The organism is uncultured Sphingobacterium sp., assembly GCF_964277905.1.
GTDB classification, from domain to species: Bacteria; Bacteroidota; Bacteroidia; order Sphingobacteriales; family Sphingobacteriaceae; genus Sphingobacterium; species Sphingobacterium siyangense.
This window is the reverse complement of record NZ_CAXYKD010000043.1, coordinates 264,751-284,488: the sequence shown is the minus strand read 5'-3', so window position 1 is coordinate 284,488 and position 19,738 is coordinate 264,751. Positions and strand designations below refer to the sequence as shown.

The window sequence follows — 19,738 nt, the reverse complement described above, 5'->3', positions numbered from 1 at the left end:
CTTGTGTAGATATTATGGCTGCGCTTTAAACTGGCTTGGCGTCATATTCGTATGGCTTTTAAAAAACTTGCTAAAGCTTGCATTATCGTAAAACCCTAAATCAAAGACAATAGCTTTGATCGTTTTATCCGAAATTTTAAGCAACCGCTTTGCTTCCAGTAACACACGTTCCTGGATCAAAAATGAAGCTGATTTCTGTAAAACCCGATTACTTAACACATTCAGATAATTTGCCGAAATATTTAGCTTCTCGGCATAAAAAGCGACTGATTTTTCACTTTTATACCATTCATCGATAAGCTGCACAAATTTTGCCATAATTGGATTAGCCTGATATTGTTCATAATCATCATAATTATCCTGAACGATCTTGCTGATCAGAAACGTAATTACTTTGACCCGTGCGTAAATCAATTCCCATAGGATCTCACCATCCTGCAAATCATTTGCAATTGCCTTGAATTCTGTCAATAACGACTGAAAATTGGTCGTTGAAAGATCAATGACCAAATGCTTAAGATAATAAGAAATAGGAAATCGCAACGCAGGTAATAAACTTTCAAACCAACGCCTACTGATCATGAGCTGCAGTGCATAGGTAGGATCAGCCATCTGCCACTGATGTACCTGTCCCGGAAAAACCAGATGTAACTGATTTGCGCCTAGTACAAAACGGTCAAAATCTATTGTATGTGTGCCTACAGACTCCTGAAACAATAAAAGGATAAAAAAATCGTGTTTGTGCGGTTCACTAATTTCTCTAGGGCCAATGAGCTCATGAAAAAGCAAATCGCGGTCAGCGATAATCCCTTCCTGAAATTTCTGCAGGTCTAATATTGGAAAATGGTCGTTGGGTTGATACATAAACAGTATTCCAAAGATAGTATCTAAATATTAAAACAAAAAACAAAAGCTAGTGAGAGCTGGTAACAATGCTACAAATTACGACTAACTTATGACCAACTTCGTCCTGCAAGCACAGTGAGTCCACAGTAAGTCCACGTTGAGTCCACCTTTTTTAAGTGCATTTACTATGGATGCATCGTACAGACATACTGCTTACAGTCCGAAGTTGGTTACTCCTAGTCCATAATTTGTTCAAACGAAACTCTTATTGTTTGGACTCTTTGTATAAAAGAAAATTGTTACGATTATAACTATTGTTTAATACAAAAAAATGTTACTTTAACGCGGCTGCTAGGGTGTCAAGCGATATTGAATGCCGACGCCCCAAATCTAATTTAAAATCGAGAAATGCAAATCGAAATCGGTCGTATATTTTATGAAATAGTTCCCTGGAATAAAGATTATATCCAAATTTCGGGTAGTTCATCACCCTATCGTGTACATGCTCCGGCACATTGCGATGTTGCTTTCCTTAAAGAATACATCAAGTTAAACCCGCCAGAAAGTAAATCGGAAGGTATATCCTATTCCTATCTAGAAAATCCCTACTACCTATTTGGAAAACCTTATTTGGTCAAAATCTATCCTTCCACAACGCTAGCAACCGTTGAACTGACAGCTACAAGTATATGTGTATATCAAAAGAAGAGCACGAATACATTGAAATTACTGCACAAATGGAGTCAGGAATTACTCTATCATGAAATAATCAAGCAGATTGCTTATTGGGAAGAACAGTTGGATATATATGATGTAGCTAAAGTAACCATCCATAAATTATCCAAAAACGATTTTAGAATCGTTGAAGGTGGATTTCATTTTTCAAATCGACTCATTGATTTCGAAAAAGAACACATCAATCTAATTATTCTAAAGGCTTTCTGTAAATTTGCTCATAAGACGCAAAAAGAAACAGAAGCAATTTTCAGTTTATATATTCCAAACTGGAGAGATCTTTATTAGTACAGCATAATAAGATGACAGAAATTAACATCAGAATCCAACTAAAAAAAGACGATTTAATCATACCATTCAGCAATCAAGATCTTATACCATTCATCGACAAACATCAGCAAGAAATCAATGATTACGTTATCGAGCAATTGGAAGATAAAGATGGCGCACCGCATTTAAGTGACTTTAGCATAAGTGGATTGACTTTTTATACAAATAGTACCGAAGGTTCTTTTAGACTTCATTTTAAAATTGATCGTCAATTTTGTTGTAGTGATCTCTCATCGTGTCAAATGGATTATATAGATTTTAAGTTTAATAAATCAAATGATAGTATCACACTAACTGGAAGTTATACCGTTTGGACAATTCAATAGAAGATATGCGAGTACCCGAACGTTATCAAGTTAATACAAGTTCATTTTCTTTTTATTGGTCAAAGGGTCTTGGTGTCGAATTGCTTCGCAAATTGCCGACGAAACTTTCCATCGCTGCTGCCGATCAATTTACTCCTTTACTCTATCAATTTGACAATAGCTGCGACCAACTTGTCGAGCAGCTACACCTAAAAATTGGTTTCCATCAAGGTCAACAACTGCTTAAAGATGCACTTGCAGGCGAGCCTATTGATGCAGCATACGAACATGTATTGCTGAATTTTTTAAATACATTAGATCTCAGCCCTTCTTGGTTAGATTGGGATAAAATAGAACAAGGCATTGGGCTCAGTCAACGCTCTGGTTTATCAGGACTTATTGTGTTACGGGACTATGTCCTCATGGGAGGCTATGAATCCAGTGCGATCAATAAACCCTTAATCTTTACGGGAGCACTAAAAAAAGGTGCCGTAAAACGGCTCACCGAAACGGTAACCTTTTGGGTTGATATCACAGGCGATGATGCACTGAAAAAGGGTAATATTGGCATAGAGGCCATTCTACTCACCCGATGTATCCATTCGTATGCGCGATTAAACATCCTAAAGCAGGGTCAGTGGCAAACAGAAAAATGGGGCATTCCATTAAATACATGGGATATGCTTGCAACCAATCTCGGATTTTCTCTTGTTTACCTAACGGGACTAAAACGCATGAAATTCAATGTATTGAAAAACGAGATTGAAGGTTTATTCCATGTCTGGAAATTTATCGGAACATTGCTGGGTATTCCAATGCAACTTCTCCCCGACACAGAGGAGCAAGCTATTGAAGCTTTGTATTATTGGACCATGACACAACAATCAGGAGATCAGGATAGTTTAGCTTTAGCAAAAGCGCTTATGGAAGAGCCCATTAAAGCAGCATACCCCACAAACAAATGGGGACGAAAGCTCATGCGCGAAATTCATCTCTACTACAATCATTATCTATTGGGAGACTATTCCTGTTCACTATTGGGTTTAAAGAAGACGGTACTCGGTAAAATTGCTTATGTGAATATCTTAAAAAATAAAAAAGCAAATCGTATGATTACCGACAGCATATGGCGACAACAACAAATTGACAAAGGAAGAAAAGTACACGAAGGCGTGAAACAAATCTATCTGAAATACAATTAACCAACGTTGCGCTCGTAAGGCACCCGTGTCGCAATGGAGCGTCCCAGGGTCAGCTCATCGACATATTCCAGCTCACCACCAAAGGCTATACCGCGGGCAATCGTTGTAATTTTTACATCAAACTCACGCAATTTACGGTATAAATAAAAAATGGTGGTATCCCCTTCCATTGTTGCTGAAAGGGCCAAAATAACTTCTTCTACCTCACCTCTCTGGATTCGATTAATTAACCCTTCGATTTTTAGATCAGCAGGGCCAATACCGTCCATTGGCGAAATTAATCCTCCCAATACATGATATACCCCTTGATAGGAATTTGTATTTTCGATGGCCATCACGTCTCGCGTGTCTTCTACAACACAGATCAAACTTTTATCGCGTTTGAATGAGGCGCATATCTCACATATACTGTGGTCAGAAATATTGAAACATTCTTGGCAATATTGAATATCTTCTTTCAAGCGATCGATAGAGGCCGTAAAACGCGCTACATCTGCATCGGACTGCTTCAACAGATGCAAAACCAGTCTTAATGCCGTCTTTTGTCCCACGCCAGGTAATTTTCCAAATTCGGCAACTGCGTTCTCGAGAAGTTTAGAAGAAAAATTCATAATGCAAATGTAAGAATAATCAGAAAAAGTAGCTAGTATTAAAAAAATAGCTATATTGTATTCCTTTTTGAAAAATTAGGTTTTAGAAATTAAATGTATAACGTTATATATGGACATTACAAAAGAAGATAAAATTATCCGCGCATTTGAAAACAAAACATGGCAGGAAATTAAAGTAAAGGACTCATGGCAGATTTTTAAAGTGATGTCAGAGTTTGTGGATGGGTTTGAGAAATTGGCAAAAATTGGCCCCTGTGTTTCAATATTTGGATCAGCACGTACTCCACGCGAACACAAATATTATCAAATGGCGGTAGATATTGCTAGCTTATTGACGGAACGCGGTTATGGTATTATCTCCGGTGGTGGACCGGGTATTATGGAGGCAGCCAATAAGGGCGCCTACGAATCTGGAGGTAAGTCTGTTGGTCTAAACATTGAATTGCCATTCGAGCAATTTCACAATAAATATATTGACCGCGACAAATTGCTTGAATTTAAGTACTTTTTCGTCAGAAAGGTCATGTTTATGAAGTATTCTCAAGGGTATATTGTTATGCCTGGAGGTTTCGGAACCATGGACGAACTTTTTGAAGCGATCACACTGATTCAAACCGGTAAAATTGCACGTTTTCCAATCGTATTGGTCGGCTCTGAATATTGGAAAGGATTAATGGACTGGGTTCAAAATACAATGATTTCAAACAAATATATCAGTGAAGAGGATTTAAAACTATTTCGAATTGTGGATACTGCCGAGGAAGCAGCTGATCATATTTTCCGATTCTACGATAAATACTTGTTGAAACCAAACTTCTAAGAAGCACCACTTCAAAAAAGGAGTACCTGTTGATTCAGGTACTCTTTTTTTTGTCTATTCGAAGCCGCTTTCCTTTGCAAAATATGCGTTTAGCTGCTTAAAGCCAGCTTTTATATATTAAAGTTGCATTATTCATAATTTAGTCCCTACATTTATAGCGCATTTAGCATTTCACGTCGTATAACCATAGAAAAACAAATTATAGTCTTGCATGAGAGATTTTGGAGGCCGTTCAGATGAAGAGTTGATCGTGTTGATTCAACAAGACGATAGCTTAGCGTTCGAAGCTTTGTACGATCGCTATTGGAAAAAGCTTTACTACCAAGCTGCCCGCAAAACAAATTCACTGGAAGATGCGCAGGAAATTGTACAAAATATCTTTACTTCACTTTGGCTGAGACGCCATCAACTCCAAATTGAAAGCAATCTCGCCTCCTACCTCGCTGTGGCCGTTAAATACAAAGTATTTAAATATCTCGCACAACAATACAAACAGGAAGCTTTTAAGCATGATACGGAATGGGTGGATTTTGACAACTCGACGGAAAATTGGCTTCAGTTTGAAGAGCTTCGTGTTCGGCTAGATCAGCTTGTTTCGGAGCTGCCTGAAAAATGTCAACTTGTTTTCAAATTATCCCGCGAAGAAGGACTCTCCTATAAACAGATCGCTGAAAGTATGAACATCTCTGTGAAAACTGTCGAAACCCAATTGAGCCGTGCCCTAAAAAAAATACGCACTGGTATTCAGCGCTTTCTGGTTACTTTGTAATTTTTTTTCTCTTCTTGTCAGGGTATCAGCCCAATTTAGGGACTCTATATATAAATAACCCCTAAATATGGTTGATCATAATCAATTCCGGATAAAGCAATTGGCTTATAAATGGCTTCAAGGCACATGTACCCCTGAAGAAGAAGCCGAACTGCAACAATGGTATGAAACAAGTAATGGCGAACCTCTCCCTATCCCCGAGGAGCTCGCAACAGATGAACAACAACTCAAAGAGCTGTTATTCTTACATATCAAGCAGGAAATCCAAGCGTCAAAAATCAAGCGAATTCCACAATGGGTGAAATTGAGTGGAATAGCTGCTGCTTTGGCACTGTTATTTATATTGCCCCTTTACCTTGTTAAAAGAACAACCGGAGATACCCCGCAGGTAGCCGTGAAGACGCAACAGCAAGTTCATCCGGGCATTAAAGCAGCCGTATTAACTTTAGCCGATGGAACTAAAATTGATCTTTCTGCCCACCAACAGAGCGTTCTCCATCAGGATGAACAGGTGAAAGTTGTTACAACTGCTTCCGGAATCGTGCAATATCAATTTACAGCCAGTAAGAATACCGCTGCTAGCCGTACCAATACCATTGAAACGCCAATTGGAACAGAGTATACGATAATTTTGGCCGATGGTAGTAAGGTGTGGCTAAACGCTGGCTCCGTGCTGACATTTCCTGAATCTTTTGCGTCGAATAGCCGTGAAGTAAAATTATCTGGTGAAGCCTATTTTGAAGTCAGCCACGATAGTAAGCGACCATTCTATGTGCGATCCAATGAACAAACCATTCGCGTATTCGGAACCCATTTTAATGTACGCTCCTATCCAAATGAAAACAATAAAACCACACTTATAGCGGGCTCTGTACAAGTCTCGCAATTCGGCAAGTCAAAAATGCTGAAACCTGGTCAAGCAGCATTTACCTCAGGTGGGAATCTTATCGTAGCAGAAGCCAATATCGAAGAAGCAATGGCCTGGAAAAATGGCTTTTTCTATTTTGAATCGACACCAATAAAAGATGCACTCGCCGCCATAAAACGCTGGTATAATGTAGATATTGTCTATAAAGGAACAAATGAAAAGCGTGAACTGACAGGAAAAATAAAACGTAATTCAACGGCCCAGCAACTGGTTGAGACCCTCAACTTCCTGGATATAAAATGTCGATTGCAAAACAATAAAATTGAAGTTGAACTCTAAATTATTTAATATAAAACAAACTTACCCAATTAATTATGTATAAACTTAAAACCATCCAAGGGACTGGTAAAAAGGCAAAACTATTTGCTGCTTTACTTGCTATCCAATGCGTTTCCCATGCAAATTTGGCGATGGCAAATGTAAACCAAACTAAAATCAAGTTACAAGACAAGGAATATACTTTGGCAAAGTTTGCTAAAGAGATCGAGCGTCAGAGTTCTTATGTGTTTCTGTACGATAACTCACAGATTAATGATAACCAAAAAATCCGAATAAACCATAAAGATGGTTCTATTGTTGAAATTCTGGATGACAACCTGAAAGAGCTATCGTATTCTTATAAAATTGTCAACAACACCATTGTCCTAAAAAGGAAAACAGATGATATGCCCTTAAGAAACACGATCAATGTACAACAGCTTGTCAAAGGACGCGTTTCCGATGTCGATGGTAAGGCATTAACAGGGGTCACAATCCGCAATACAACAACAGGTAGACAAACGGAAACAGACAGTAAAGGTGAATTCTCGATTGAAGCGACCTCTACACATCAACTCAGCTTCAGTTCGATAGGTTATGAGACTATCAGTAGTACGGTAGGCCCCAATAGCTTCCTCAACGTGCAGATGAAAACTGCCAACAATCAACTGGAACAGATCGTTGTGGTGGGTTTTGGAACACAGAAGAAAAAGGACATCACGGGAGCCATTGCAACCATGAGTACAAAAGATATTGAAGATCGCCCTGTAACCCAATTGGCGAGTGCCATGGAAGGTAAAATGGCGGGGGTAGAAATTGTAAAATCCTCCGGACAACCTCAAGCTGGCTTCTCCATTCGTGTTCGCGGAACCTCAACAATTACTGCAGGTAGCAATCCATTATACATTGTAGATGGTGTTCCTACTGAAAATATATCGGAGCTCAATCCATCAGATATTCAAAGTATTTCTGTACTAAAAGATGCTGCTTCTGCCGCTGTCTATGGATCTTCTGGAGCAAATGGCGTTGTGTTGATTACGACCAAAAGAGGAACAAACGGTAAGACACAGGTAAATTTCGAAACCTATCAAGGATTTTCCGCCATCAGAAAAAAGCCTAGCGTTCTAAATGCGGTACAGTATAGAGAATTAATGACTGAGATGGGAGAAGCCTTGGATTGGTCGAAATATACCGCTGATACGAACTGGCCAGATCAGTTATTCCGCACCGGCCACAGCCAAAAATACCAGGCTTCAGTACGCGGTGGAGATGAAAAGACAGGGTTTTACATTTCTGGATCTTATCAAAAAGATAATGGTACGGTCATCACAAATACAGTAAACAAGGTCAATTTTAAGGTTAATTTGGATCATCAGATCAATAAAATCTTTAAAGTTGGAACAAGCTTATCTTACAACCGTTGGTACGATGTGGACATTAACGAGAACTCCCGAAATGGAGTCATCATGAATGCTTACCTGGGCTCTCCAGTCATCGGCATATACGGTGATAAAGGGGCTTTCACAGTAGATCCATTCTATACGGATCTCGACAACCCCGTTGCATTGGCAACAGGCAACGAGCACAGCTATATCAACAACAGATTTACAGGAAATGCTTTTGTGGAGGCTAATATCCTACCGGGACTAAAATTCAAATCGCTGTTTGGGTATGAGAAATTTAACAACCAGTACCGCACTTTTGTGGATCCGTTCCGCACGACAGAGGGTAGAAAATATAAAGGGATGGCGACGCTCCAGCAGCAGGACAATCAGTATTGGATGTCCGAAAATACATTAAACTATGACAGAACTTTTAGTGACAAGCACCACTTCACAGGTTTACTAGGTTATATTACCACTAAAACACAAACAACAATCTCAAATATCGCTACCCAGAATTTTGCTAATCCAGCAATTCACACCGTCAATGGAGGTTCAATGATTACGGCGATGCCAACAGCGATAGATGCTGCTGTATCCACTGTCTCCGGCATTGCAAAAATCGGTTATGATTATAACGACAAGTATTTATTTACAGCAAATCTGAGAGCTGACGCGTCATCTGTATTTGGGCCTAATAACCGTTGGGGGTACTTCCCTTCTTTCTCTGCCGGCTGGCGTTTATCCAATGAAGATTTCTTCAGTTCCCTGAAAAACACAGTAAACGATTTGAAAATACGCGCTAGTTGGGGTAAGGTTGGAAATAGCCAAATCCCGGCCTTTTCCTATCTTGGTTTAGTTGACGTCACGGGATCTTACAATATCGGGGATCAGGTTGTACCGGGGTATACACCTTCTACCTTGGACAACCCCAATCTAAAATGGGAAACAACAAACCAGACCGACATTGGTGTGGATGCCAGTTTCTTTAATTCTAGATTGATATTTGGTGCAGATTATTATGCAAAAAGGACTGTAGGCCTACTTCTCAACTCAAGAGTTCCTTATAGTTCCGGTTATAGAACTGCGTTGAAGAACCTCGGCGACCTACAGAATAGAGGTTTCGAATTCGAATTGAGTAGCCGAAATTTCGTTCACGATTTCAAATGGAATACAACAGTGACCTTTGGGCTCAATCGCAATAAAGTACTGAATATTGATGGCGGAACCTACTATGACGGAAATATTGATGGCCGTGGCAATAGTACGATTGCAAAAGAAGGGGTTGCATTGGGATCATTCTGGGGCTATGTCGCGAAAGGCGTCAATCCAGACACCGGAGATATGATCTATCAGATGGCCGATCCTGAAGCAGGTCTCCAAACAAGTGATATGGCTATCATTGGTAATGCTACACCAAAATTCTCTTATGGCATGACAAATGATTTTAGTTATAAGAACTTCAGCTTTTCTTTTTTCTTACAGGGTGTACAGGGAAATGATATCCTTAATGCGACACGTATTTATACCGAAGGTATGTGGGAACCGAGAAACCAAAGTGCTGCCGTGTTAAACAGATGGACAGTCAATAACAAAAATAGTACTATGCCGCGTCCGGATCTAAACAATACAGACGACAACTATAATTCACAGATTTCTTCCCGTTTTGTAGAAAAAGGTTCCTACCTCAGAGTAAAATCGATGACCTTGGCCTATACCCTACCTAAACAAGTGCTTGAAAGATGGAAGCTCAATAAGGTCCGTTTTTATGTGACCGGCGAGAATCTGTTAACATTCACAAAATACTCAGGTTTAGATCCTGAGGTAAGCATGTATGGGGGAACGAACCAGGAAACCGTGAGCTCCAATATGGCGCCGGGCATCGATTTTGGTACTTCGCCGCAGGCACGCACCTTTATTGTTGGTTTAAACCTAACTTTTTAACCTTTTAGCTTACAAACAATGAAATCAACTAGATATACGTCATTAGCCATCGTCTTATTGGCTTCTCTTGCTCTAAATTCCTGCAAAAAGTTTTTAGATCTTCAGCCTACCTCCACAGTAACGAGTGAAAATGCCTATCTCACCGGAGACAATATTGAGAAAGCATTAAACGGGGCCTATAATTCTTTTATAGGCAATGGTACCCGCCCAGGAAGCAATGCCAATTATTATCAATGGGAAATGATTTTACAGACCGATATCCGTTCGGACAATGCACACGCTGCTGGTGGTGGCGAAATAGATTTTGCACAAATTGACTATAATACCATCACAAATACCAATGAAATGGTACGCAGGGATTGGGAAGAACTGTATGGAGCAATCTCAAAATGCAATATCGTTATCGACAATGTTGATAAAGTCACAGATCCTACTTTTTCGGATGAAAGACGCAAACAAATTCTTGGAGAAGCTTCATTTTTAAGAGCCTTCCATTATTATCAATTGGTCAAACTTTACGGTGGTGTACCCTTGGAAAAACACTCCAATAGTACAGATGCCGAAGTATTACGCATCAAGCGATCAACTGTAGAGGAGGTTTATGATTTTATAGATTCGGATCTACAAGTGGCAGCAAACAATCTTCCCGATGGATTTGGGCAAGCCTCTATTGACAAGGTTAGAGCTACAAAAGGTGCTGCAAATGCCTTGCTGACCAAGATATGGGCACAACGCCCCGATCGCGATTACAATAAGGTATTGCAATACGCCGATGCAGTGATTACTGGAAAAGGTGGCTATCAGCTCCTCCAAAACTATGCGGATCTTTTTGACGGTAAACATAACTATAACAGTGAATCCATCATAGAGATTCCCTACATCGCCGGCAGTCCCAATCTAAGCTGTTGGGGTGGCGCATTCTTTTTCCCGGATCTTGATGAAAATGGCCAAATCAACGAAAACGAATGGCGCCGGTATGGCACACCTTCGAAAGATCTAGTCGAAGCTTATGACAACGCTGGCGACACTGAACGAAAGAATGCCAACATCTGGTTTTTCTCTGTCCCTTGGGCAGATGAGTTTTGGAACCCTTGTGGAGATGCCGATACAGAAATCCCATTTAATGTAAAGCAAAAACATGCCAACAGCTTCCAAAGTGGCGATCATTTTTACCTTTTGCGCCTTGCGGACATTATTCTGCTTAAAGCAGAGGCTCAAAACGCCTTGGGAAATACTTCTGATGCAATAAACACCATTAACGTCATACGTCATCGCGCAGGGCTGTCCGATTTATCCGGTGTCAGCTCCAGTGCACTAAAGGCCATTATTCTCAACGAGCGGCGATTAGAACTTGCTTTCGAAGGTCAACGTTGGGATGATTTAAATCGTTATGGTGTCACGGTAGATGTAATGAATAAATTAAATGAAATAAAATTTACATGCGATAACGGCAAACAGAGCAACCCCACGTTGATTAAGTATAATTTTAACCAAAATAGCCTGCTCCTTCCAATACCATTATTGGAACTGCAGGCAAACCCAAGCCTGACTCAAAATCCAGGCTATTAATTAGACCAAGCATAGGCTGTTCAAAGGATTAATTCCTTGAACAGCCTTTTTTACTAATATACTTTATTATGACTCGTTTTAAATCACTGGATATTTTCCGTGGGTTTACACTTGCGGCTATGATTCTCGTCAATAATCCCGGCAACTATCATCATGTATTTCCTCAACTTGAACACTCCGTCTGGCATGGATGTACGTTTACAGATCTTATATTTCCATTTTTCTTATTTGCTGTCGGAAACTCTATGGCATTTTCTTTAAAAAATATAGATCAACAGGCTCCATCAGCCTATTGGCAAAAAGTTGCGAAAAGAACGGGCATCCTTTTTATGCTGGGCATCTTTTTAAATGTTTTCCCTTTTGTAGAATGGAATAGTCTTCACCAGCTCGAGTGGATTCCCCTTGCCAAGTATAGGTATTTTGGGGTGCTGCAGCGTATTGCGCTCTGCTATTTCAGTACGGCGATTATACTATACTATTTTAGAGACAAAGGTGCGGCCACTATTAGTATCTTGCTCCTATTAGTTTATTGGCTAATTTGCTATTGTGGTAATCCAACAGATCCGTATAGTCTGGAGGGGTGGTTTGGAACGGCACTGGATATCCGAATCTTTGGTGCCTCCCACCTCTATCACGGCGAGGGAACAGCGTTTGACCCAGAGGATATCTGGAGCGTATTACCGGCCATCAGTCAAACGATATTCGGGTATATTACCGGAAAGTACATTATTCAAAAACTGACAGGAAAAAGGGCGCTGATGAACCTATTTATCGTAGGTCTGTCCTTTATCCTGATTGGCTATCTATGGTCATTTGTTTTTCCTATTAATAAGAAGATCTGGACCAGCAGCTACTCCGTATTCAGCACTGGAATTGCACTTTCTTTTCTTGGTATATTAATCTATCTTATCGAATTTCAAAACATCAAAGGGATAATTTATACTGTCTTTGACGACTTCGGTAAGAATACATTATTTATCTATTGTCTTAGCAGCTTAATCCCCACGATTTGTTCTTTTATTTTTATCGGGGATACAGCTCAAAATCTTTGGAACTTAAGCTACCATTTCCTGTTTGATAGCTGGCAGAATCAACAGTTATCCTCAGCCCTTTTTGCGCTACTCTTTGTCGCTTTGAATTGGTTGATCGCATATTACCTACGGAAGAAAAAGATCTATATCAAAATCTAGGTCAAGGTCCATTTGGCTTAAAATAGGCAATCTGAATAATAGGAATAAAAAAAAGGGCCAAGGCCCTTTTTATATATAAAGATATGGATAAGATATACCGCAGCTACTTTTAGAAAACGCCCCATCTTTGTTTTACTATTTCGCTATTACAGTATGCTGACACTAAAGTAGCTTAAACTAACTACACAGAGAAAAAACTCAGGGGGACAAAGGGGGGACAAAAGGCAATCTCCTGAAAAACAGCAAATTGAAACACATATTTAAATAAAAAAAAACGCTAATTTATTTTGAATAATCATAATAGAAGTCATACTTCGCTTAAAATTCTTGTCCGGAAATATAAAAAAAAGAAAACCTGAGGTTGGGAGCCCCAGGTTTTAACTAACCAATTATTAACCTAAATTATGAAAAGTCTTTTTTTAATATTCTACACAAAGAATATTTCAACTATTGGACCAAAATCGCGCATAAATTACTATTTCACATTTCTTTAACAGATTACTGAGATTGAAATGACTAAACGCAAGACATTTCCAAAATAAGAATAGAAAATATACTGTTAAAAGAAATTAAAGAGGCTATTCGGAGCCAATTTTTCATAAGAGAAATCAGGTTCTGCCGCAACATCAGGTAAAATCTTTGATTTTGTTAAGAAATGTATTTTAGCGGGTTGTCTTTCTGCTGCCATTTTGACCAATTCCATCATGTAGTGATTGCTCTGATATCTTTTAACTTGTCCTTTTATATCTTCAAACCTGCTATACTGGCCGTATTGATCAATATATCCCATTCCATAAAAAACACCATTTTCAATGACAATACAGCTTTTTTCATCGGAATTACGTCCTTTATCGATCAATACAAAGGATGGCTGCTGTTTGAGCCAATCCTCGATACAACGTTCCACCCGGGTATTGTGTAGGTCTCGATCGGGCAATTCGGTCTTCTTTAAAGCTTTCGTAGACAAACTGGCGTGCCCAAACTGACAAAATTGCGGATTAATAGCGTCCTGCTGAATAAAGCTTTGCAACAACTGTATAGCGTCATATTCCCGCTGAAACAACTGAATACATTCTTGTCCCCTTGTTGTCTTCCCAATTGCCAGATGGAGATAGCCATTTTGATCTTCATAAGAGAACAAACCAAATTTAGGCTCATACCGTTTAAGTGCTCTATTATATTTTGGCCAGAATTTTTTGATTTCAGCACATTCCAACAACAATGACATCAGCTCTGTCCCGCAGCACTCATAACTTATATGATGAATTTCTTTTAAGAAATGTTGCCTTTGCGCTTGAATATTATTCCCTGTAAAATGAGATAATACTCTTTTTTTTATATTGACGGCCTTGCCAACATAAATTACTTTTCCAGCTTTGTCGTGAAAATAATAGACTCCAGCCTCGTTGGGCAATTGCTCATACTCCAAGGGATTTAAATGCGGTGGAAAACGTTGATCTAGCGCTTTATGTTTAATCATATCCTGAAATACCTGTTCGGTATCTAGCACTTTCAAATAAGCAAAGAGAATGGCTGTTGCATCAGCGTCGCCACCCGCACGGTGCCTATTTTCAATCGGGATATCTAGATAATCACATAGGCGTCCCAAACTATAGGACAATAATCCCGGCTTTATTTTTCGCGCATAGCGTACTGTACACAATTTAATCGCCGACCACTCGAAACCCGATTCCTGAAGCTGAAATCGAATGAATGAATAATCAAAATTTACATTATGCGCAACAAAAATACGGTCTTTGAGCATTTCATAAATGTGCTCGGCTACCTGATCAAATAACGGAGCGTCCTTCACCATGTCATTGTCTATGCCCGTAAGCGCAAAAATCGAATTCGGAATCTCTTTCCCTGGATTCACCAAGGTCTCCCAACGTTCCAAAACCTGATTACCATCATGAATAACAATGGCAACCTCTGTGATCCTGCTCGATTTTGCATTGCCACCTGTAGTCTCTATGTCCACAATGGCAAATTCTTGTCTTTTGCTTTGATTTACACTCATAACGCAAAGCAAACATACTAAAAATATTAGCTATTTAAAAGGGTCACCGCAATTTTACAAAACACGGAAGCCAATTATACAATCTAGCTGATAAAAATAGCTGTTTTTCTAAATCACTGTTCATATTATATATTGCTGGATTTTGTCTATTTTGTACTTTTCTTTAATTAAATTCATGCTCATGGAAGTAATACAAAAAAATGACGATAAACATGGTAGCTTTGAGGTTATCGATCAGGAAAAGTCAGTGGCACAAATGACCTATACCTGGGCTGGTCCTACAAAATTCATTATAGACCACACGGAAGTAAATTCTGAATATGCAGGAAAAGGACTAGGTAAACAGCTATTGATGGCGGCAGTGACTTATGCACGTCAAGAAAATTTAAAAATTATGCCTTTATGTCCTTTTGCAAAATCAGTTTTTGATAAGGATCCAGCATTAGCCGATGTGCTTTTTTAAGACCTCGCCAATGTGAAAAAAGATGGTTAGATTGCTGTCGCAATGTATCTAACCATCTTTTTTGCCTCCTGTTTAGCTAATGAGCAGTTGCTAATCAAGTTTAATTGCTAATTTGTTTATCAACTTAAAAATGAGATCAGCCGTTAGTTTGGCCGTTCTGGAATCAATATCAAAATGGGGATTGAATTCGGCAAAATCGACAGATTTTAGATTAGGCAGATCCAGTAGCATATCGTAGATCGTAAAAAACAAATGATCAGGAACTATACCGTTAAATGCCAATGCACTTACTCCCGGTGCATAGGCTGCAGCGAAAGCATCAAGATCAACCGTCAAATACACATAATCCACTAATTTGGAGAAACGAACAATTTTTTCCCTAATTAAATCCAGCTTTTCAATGACCAAACTCTCTCTTTCAATAATCTGCACATCCTTCTCTGTGGCATAGTCCAGCAATCCCTTGGTATTACTAATTCCTTGAATACCAATCGCCAAGTAATGAAATGGCAAATCAGCTTTAGACTGATCCTGCTCGATTTGATAGAATCCCGTTCCAGAATTCCCTTTGCCATCCTGCAATGGACGGATGTCTAAATGGGCATCCAAATTAATAATGCCAAGACTTTGATTCCGACTCTTTAGAAATTCTTTAACACCCAAATAATGGCCATAAGTTACTTCATGGCCACCACCTAAGACGATTGGAAATCCTTCTTGTTCGAGAATACAATTTAAAGCAGCCCCTAGTCCCTGCTGAGACAGATCTAAATCACTGTCTTTTAAAAGTATATCACCACAGTCTTTAAGTTTTAGTTTATCAGAAAAATGTACAGGAAGGTTTGTTAATACATTCCGAAGTGCTGTCGGTCCATCTTTGGCTCCTACACGACCTTGATTGCGTCCAACCCCCTCATCGCTACAGAATCCGAGAAAAGCAATGGAATGCCTTAAATCGGGCTGCTCGAGAAGATCAACACAATCCATTAATTGATGCCAACGCATCCATTCGCGATCCTGCCCATCGATACGCCCCTTCCAGACCGCTTGGTCACCTTTGTTATATATTTCCGGATTATTCAACAATAAGTTCATTCGCTCAGATCAAATAATTGTTCAATAATATCGTCATCTACAAGTTGCGCCCGGGTAACTTGCAATGCCGTATTTCTCTCCATTGCACGATCTAGCGCCTGATTAGCTTCCTTATTTCTAGCCCAGGCGCGCCTAGCAATCCCATTATTCACATCAAAATACAGCATCTTTTCCAACTTAAAAGCTGCTTCTTCAGAGCCATCTAGCAGTAGACCGAAGCCTCCGTTGATGACTTCACCCCAACCGACTCCACCGCCATTGTGAATAGATACCCAAGTGGCCCCTCGGAAACTGTCGCCAATGACGTTATGAATAGCCATATCTGCTGTAAATTGACTGCCGTCGTAGATATTGCTTGTTTCCCGATAAGGTGAATCGGTACCGCTCACATCATGATGGTCTCTTCCCAAAACAATAGGTGCTTCAAATAAGCCACTTTTTACGGCTTCATTAAAAGCCTTTGCTATGGCAATACGTCCATTGGAATCTGCATAAAGAATACGCGCCTGAGAGCCTACTACAAGTCTATTTTTACCAGCTTCTTTGATCCATTGAATATTATCTTGCATCTGCTGCTGAATCTCCACAGGGGCTTCTTTTCGAAGCTTTTCTAAAACTGTCATGGCTATTTCGTCTGATTTTTGGAGATCCGAAGTCTTTCCAGACGTGCAAACCCAGCGAAATGGTCCAAAACCATAGTCAAAACACATTGGACCAAGAATATCCTGCACATAAGATGGGTAGCGGAATTGATCCTTTTTATCATTCCATACAGCTGCACCAGCACGACTGCTTTCCAACAGAAACGCATTGCCGTAATCAAAGAAATAGGTTCCCTTGGATACATGCCTATTGATGGCATCGACATGTCGTACTAAGCTTTCTTGTACACATCGCTTAAACCGGTCAGGATCGGTCGCTAACAGCGCATTGGATGCTGCAAAGGTCAGCCCCATTGGATAATAGCCTCCAGACCAAGGATTATGTAATGATGTCTGATCAGATCCTACCGTGATGTGGATATTTTCGCGATCAAAGGCTTCCCACACTTCGACAATATTACCGATATAGGCGAAGGAAATTGTTTCCTTTTGATCCATCGCCAACTGTACCTGTTCAACGAGTTCATCGATATTTTCTATCAATCGGTCTACCCAACCCTGTTCATGCCGCTTTTTTGCCGCAGCGGGATTTATTTCAGCGCATACGGTGATACAGCCGGCAATATTACCTGCTTTGGGCTGTGCGCCACTCATACCTCCCAAACCAGAAGTCAAAAATACCTTGCCTTGAATGGTATCGTCTACTGCTAAATGTTTTCGAAAAGCGTTCATGACAGTAATTGTGGTGCCATGCACAATACCCTGTGGACCAATATACATATAGGAACCTGCAGTCATCTGCCCATATTGTGTAACGCCTAAGGCGTTAAAACGTTCCCAGTCATCCGGTTTCGAATAGTTTGGAATCATCATGCCATTGGTTACAACAACACGAGGTGCATGTTGTGAGGAAGGGAAAAGCCCCATTGGATGACCACTGTAAAGATGTAAAGTTTGCTCATCTGTCATCTGCGAAAGATACTGCATGGTGAGGCGATATTGCGCCCAATTTTGGAAAACAGCTCCATTCCCACCATAGGTAATCAGTTCATGGGGATGTTGTGCTACAGCTGGATCGAGGTTGTTCTGAATCATCAACATAATAGCTGCCGCCTGCTTACTCACTGCTGGATAATCATCTATCGGTCGAGCGTGCATTGCATATTGGGGTCTAAAGCGGTACATGTAGATTCGCCCAAAACTACGAAGCTCCTCTAAAAATTCAGGTGCTAAAACCGTATGCCATTGTTTTGGAAAATAACGCAATGCATTCCGTAGGGCCAGCTTCTCTTCCGACTTGGTGAGAATATCCTTTCGTCTGGGGGCATGACTTATTGTATGATCTCGTTCTACTTTTGGAGGTAATACGGTCGGAATACCTTCCGCAACCTCACTCTTAAATGTATCTTCCATGTTGTTATATTGAGAATACTTCCTGACCATTTTTCCATACTGCTGTAGGCTGCAAGCTTCCTTGGTAGTAGGTAATATCCTGATAATTATCTGTTTTAAATAAACTAAAATCTGCTTTCATGCCCTTGGTCAACACGCCGCGATCCGACAGGTTTAAGGCTTTTGCAGCACGGTAGGTTAGTGCCGAAAGCAACTCCGCATTCGTCAACTTTTCTGCTGTTGCCAAAATACTCGCACTCGTCAGTAACTGTCCCATGGGCGCGGACCCTGGATTCCAGTCACTTCCTATTGCCAAACATGCACCTGCATCCAGCAACTTTCTAGCAGGTGTAAAACCACATCCAAGGCCGATAGAGGCAGCAGGCAGCGCTACAGCAACAGTAGCTGAGTGTGCGATAAGTTCTATTTCAGCCGCAGTTGATGCTTCAAGATGATCCGCAGATTGAGCACCGAGTTCTACAGCAATCTGACTTCCCGAAGTGGTAAATTGATCGGCATGAATAGTCAGATCAAAACCCATTTCTTTTGCTTTTCGTAAATAGGCTATGATGTCTTCCCCCTGAAAAGCCGTTTTTTCGATAAATGCGTCAATCCGATTTGACAGCCCTTCTGATTTCAATAGGGGAAAGAGATCTGTTGTGATCAGATGAAGATAATCTTTTGCCGATCCGTCGAAATCCCGTGGGAGCATATGTGCCGCCAAACAAGTTGGAATAAGGTCTGATGCCGTACGATGATCCGATTCCTGAATGCCCCGTAATATCTTAAGTTCTTCTTTAACATTGAGGCCGTAACCACTTTTAACTTCAATTGTTGTGATTCCTTGCCTTAATAGAAAATTTGCGCGCTGGATAGTGAGATCAATCAATTCTTCTACGTTACAATCCCGGGTATGGGAAACGGTGCTCCAGATCCCACCTCCTGCCGCTGCAATCTCCAGGTAGCTTGAGCCTGCATTTCGAAGGGCGAAATCATTCGCTCGATTACCGGCAAAAGCAATATGTGTATGGCAATCAATAAAGCCTGGCAGAGCGACTTGATCTCCTTCTACAAGTACAAGTGCCGCCTCCTTTCCCCATTGCAGTTGTAGTTGCTCAAAATCCCCCACTTCCAAAATATTGTTACCTGCTATTAAAATACCTCCTTCTTTAATAATAGCCAATTGTTTATCGTGGAGCGCCCCATTTATGGGCATATTTGACATCGTTAATACCTGCCTAAAAGGTCCAACTAATTTCAGCTCTTTTTCCATCATT

16 protein-coding genes are annotated in these 19,738 nt (G+C 40.2%); 10 read left to right on the top strand and 6 right to left on the bottom strand.

Annotated elements, in window-relative coordinates; genetic code table 11:
* Positions 1–12: 12 nt before the first annotated feature.
* Entirely contained in the window at positions 13–864 is an 852-nt protein-coding gene (locus tag ACHWSC_RS19715) for an AraC family transcriptional regulator (protein WP_394677883.1), read from the bottom strand.
* A 390-nt stretch (positions 865–1,254) separates the two neighbouring features.
* On the opposite strand from ACHWSC_RS19715, the gene ACHWSC_RS19710 reads away from it, so the two are divergent.
* The 3 genes from ACHWSC_RS19710 to ACHWSC_RS19700 are packed head-to-tail and all read left to right on the top strand — an operon-like array spanning position 1,255 to position 3,418.
* On the top strand, positions 1,255–1,869 hold the full coding sequence (locus ACHWSC_RS19710; protein WP_394677882.1) for a hypothetical protein: 615 nt from the start codon (positions 1,255–1,257) through the stop codon (positions 1,867–1,869).
* 14 nt (positions 1,870–1,883) lie between these two features.
* A complete protein-coding gene (locus ACHWSC_RS19705; protein ID WP_145326766.1) occupies positions 1,884–2,237 on the top strand; it encodes a hypothetical protein in 354 nt (117 codons plus the stop codon).
* Positions 2,222–3,418 carry an oxygenase MpaB family protein gene (locus tag ACHWSC_RS19700; RefSeq protein ID WP_394677881.1) on the top strand — a complete coding sequence of 399 codons (1,197 nt, stop codon included), beginning with the start codon at positions 2,222–2,224 and terminating at the stop codon, positions 3,416–3,418. The genes ACHWSC_RS19705 and ACHWSC_RS19700 overlap by 16 nt, the downstream gene beginning before the upstream one ends.
* Here the strand turns inward: ACHWSC_RS19700 and recR are convergent.
* A complete protein-coding gene (gene recR, locus ACHWSC_RS19695) occupies positions 3,415–4,029 on the bottom strand; it encodes a recombination mediator RecR (protein WP_088161620.1) in 615 nt (204 codons plus the stop codon). The genes ACHWSC_RS19700 and recR overlap by 4 nt on opposite strands.
* Before the next feature lie 115 nt (positions 4,030–4,144).
* Between recR and ACHWSC_RS19690 the strand changes: the two genes are divergently transcribed.
* The 6 genes from ACHWSC_RS19690 (at position 4,145) to ACHWSC_RS19665 (ending at position 12,889) form a co-directional block, all read left to right on the top strand.
* Positions 4,145–4,849: a TIGR00730 family Rossman fold protein gene (locus ACHWSC_RS19690; RefSeq protein WP_167512255.1), complete on the top strand. Its 705-nt coding sequence runs from the start codon at positions 4,145–4,147 to the stop codon at positions 4,847–4,849.
* A gap of 211 nt (positions 4,850–5,060) precedes the next feature.
* Positions 5,061–5,618: an RNA polymerase sigma-70 factor gene (locus ACHWSC_RS19685; protein WP_394677880.1), complete on the top strand. Its 558-nt coding sequence runs from the start codon at positions 5,061–5,063 to the stop codon at positions 5,616–5,618.
* A 67-nt stretch (positions 5,619–5,685) separates the two neighbouring features.
* The gene (locus tag ACHWSC_RS19680; protein WP_394677879.1) at positions 5,686–6,825 is read left to right on the top strand and encodes a FecR family protein; all 1,140 of its coding nucleotides are present in this window, start codon (positions 5,686–5,688) and stop codon (positions 6,823–6,825) included.
* A 35-nt stretch (positions 6,826–6,860) separates the two neighbouring features.
* On the top strand, positions 6,861–10,130 hold the full coding sequence (locus ACHWSC_RS19675) for a TonB-dependent receptor (protein WP_394677878.1): 3,270 nt from the start codon (positions 6,861–6,863) through the stop codon (positions 10,128–10,130).
* Between the two features lie 18 nt (positions 10,131–10,148).
* Positions 10,149–11,699, top strand: coding sequence for a RagB/SusD family nutrient uptake outer membrane protein (locus ACHWSC_RS19670; protein ID WP_394677877.1), 1,551 nt, complete (start codon positions 10,149–10,151; stop codon positions 11,697–11,699).
* Between the two features lie 68 nt (positions 11,700–11,767).
* Entirely contained in the window at positions 11,768–12,889 is a 1,122-nt protein-coding gene (locus tag ACHWSC_RS19665; RefSeq protein WP_394677876.1) for an acyltransferase family protein, read from the top strand.
* A gap of 559 nt (positions 12,890–13,448) precedes the next feature.
* Here the strand turns inward: ACHWSC_RS19665 and ACHWSC_RS19660 are convergent.
* Positions 13,449–14,909 (bottom strand): exonuclease domain-containing protein, encoded by a 1,461-nt coding sequence (locus tag ACHWSC_RS19660; protein WP_244294275.1) that lies wholly within the window; start codon positions 14,907–14,909, stop codon positions 13,449–13,451.
* Between the two features lie 181 nt (positions 14,910–15,090).
* On the opposite strand from ACHWSC_RS19660, the gene ACHWSC_RS19655 reads away from it, so the two are divergent.
* Positions 15,091–15,372 carry a GNAT family N-acetyltransferase gene (locus ACHWSC_RS19655; RefSeq protein WP_394677875.1) on the top strand — a complete coding sequence of 94 codons (282 nt, stop codon included), beginning with the start codon at positions 15,091–15,093 and terminating at the stop codon, positions 15,370–15,372.
* A 90-nt stretch (positions 15,373–15,462) separates the two neighbouring features.
* Here ACHWSC_RS19655 and hutG read toward each other — a convergent pair whose 3' ends face one another.
* Genes hutG through hutI form a run of 3 tightly spaced genes read right to left on the bottom strand, consistent with a single transcriptional unit; the run spans position 15,463 to position 19,737 of the window.
* Positions 15,463–16,467 (bottom strand): formimidoylglutamase, encoded by a 1,005-nt coding sequence (gene hutG, locus ACHWSC_RS19650; RefSeq protein WP_394677874.1) that lies wholly within the window; start codon positions 16,465–16,467, stop codon positions 15,463–15,465.
* Positions 16,464–18,482, bottom strand: coding sequence for a urocanate hydratase (locus tag ACHWSC_RS19645; protein WP_394677873.1), 2,019 nt, complete (start codon positions 18,480–18,482; stop codon positions 16,464–16,466). The genes hutG and ACHWSC_RS19645 overlap by 4 nt, the downstream gene beginning before the upstream one ends.
* A gap of 4 nt (positions 18,483–18,486) precedes the next feature.
* Positions 18,487–19,737 carry an imidazolonepropionase gene (hutI, locus tag ACHWSC_RS19640; RefSeq protein ID WP_394677872.1) on the bottom strand — a complete coding sequence of 417 codons (1,251 nt, stop codon included), beginning with the start codon at positions 19,735–19,737 and terminating at the stop codon, positions 18,487–18,489.
* Position 19,738: the final 1 nt, after the last annotated feature.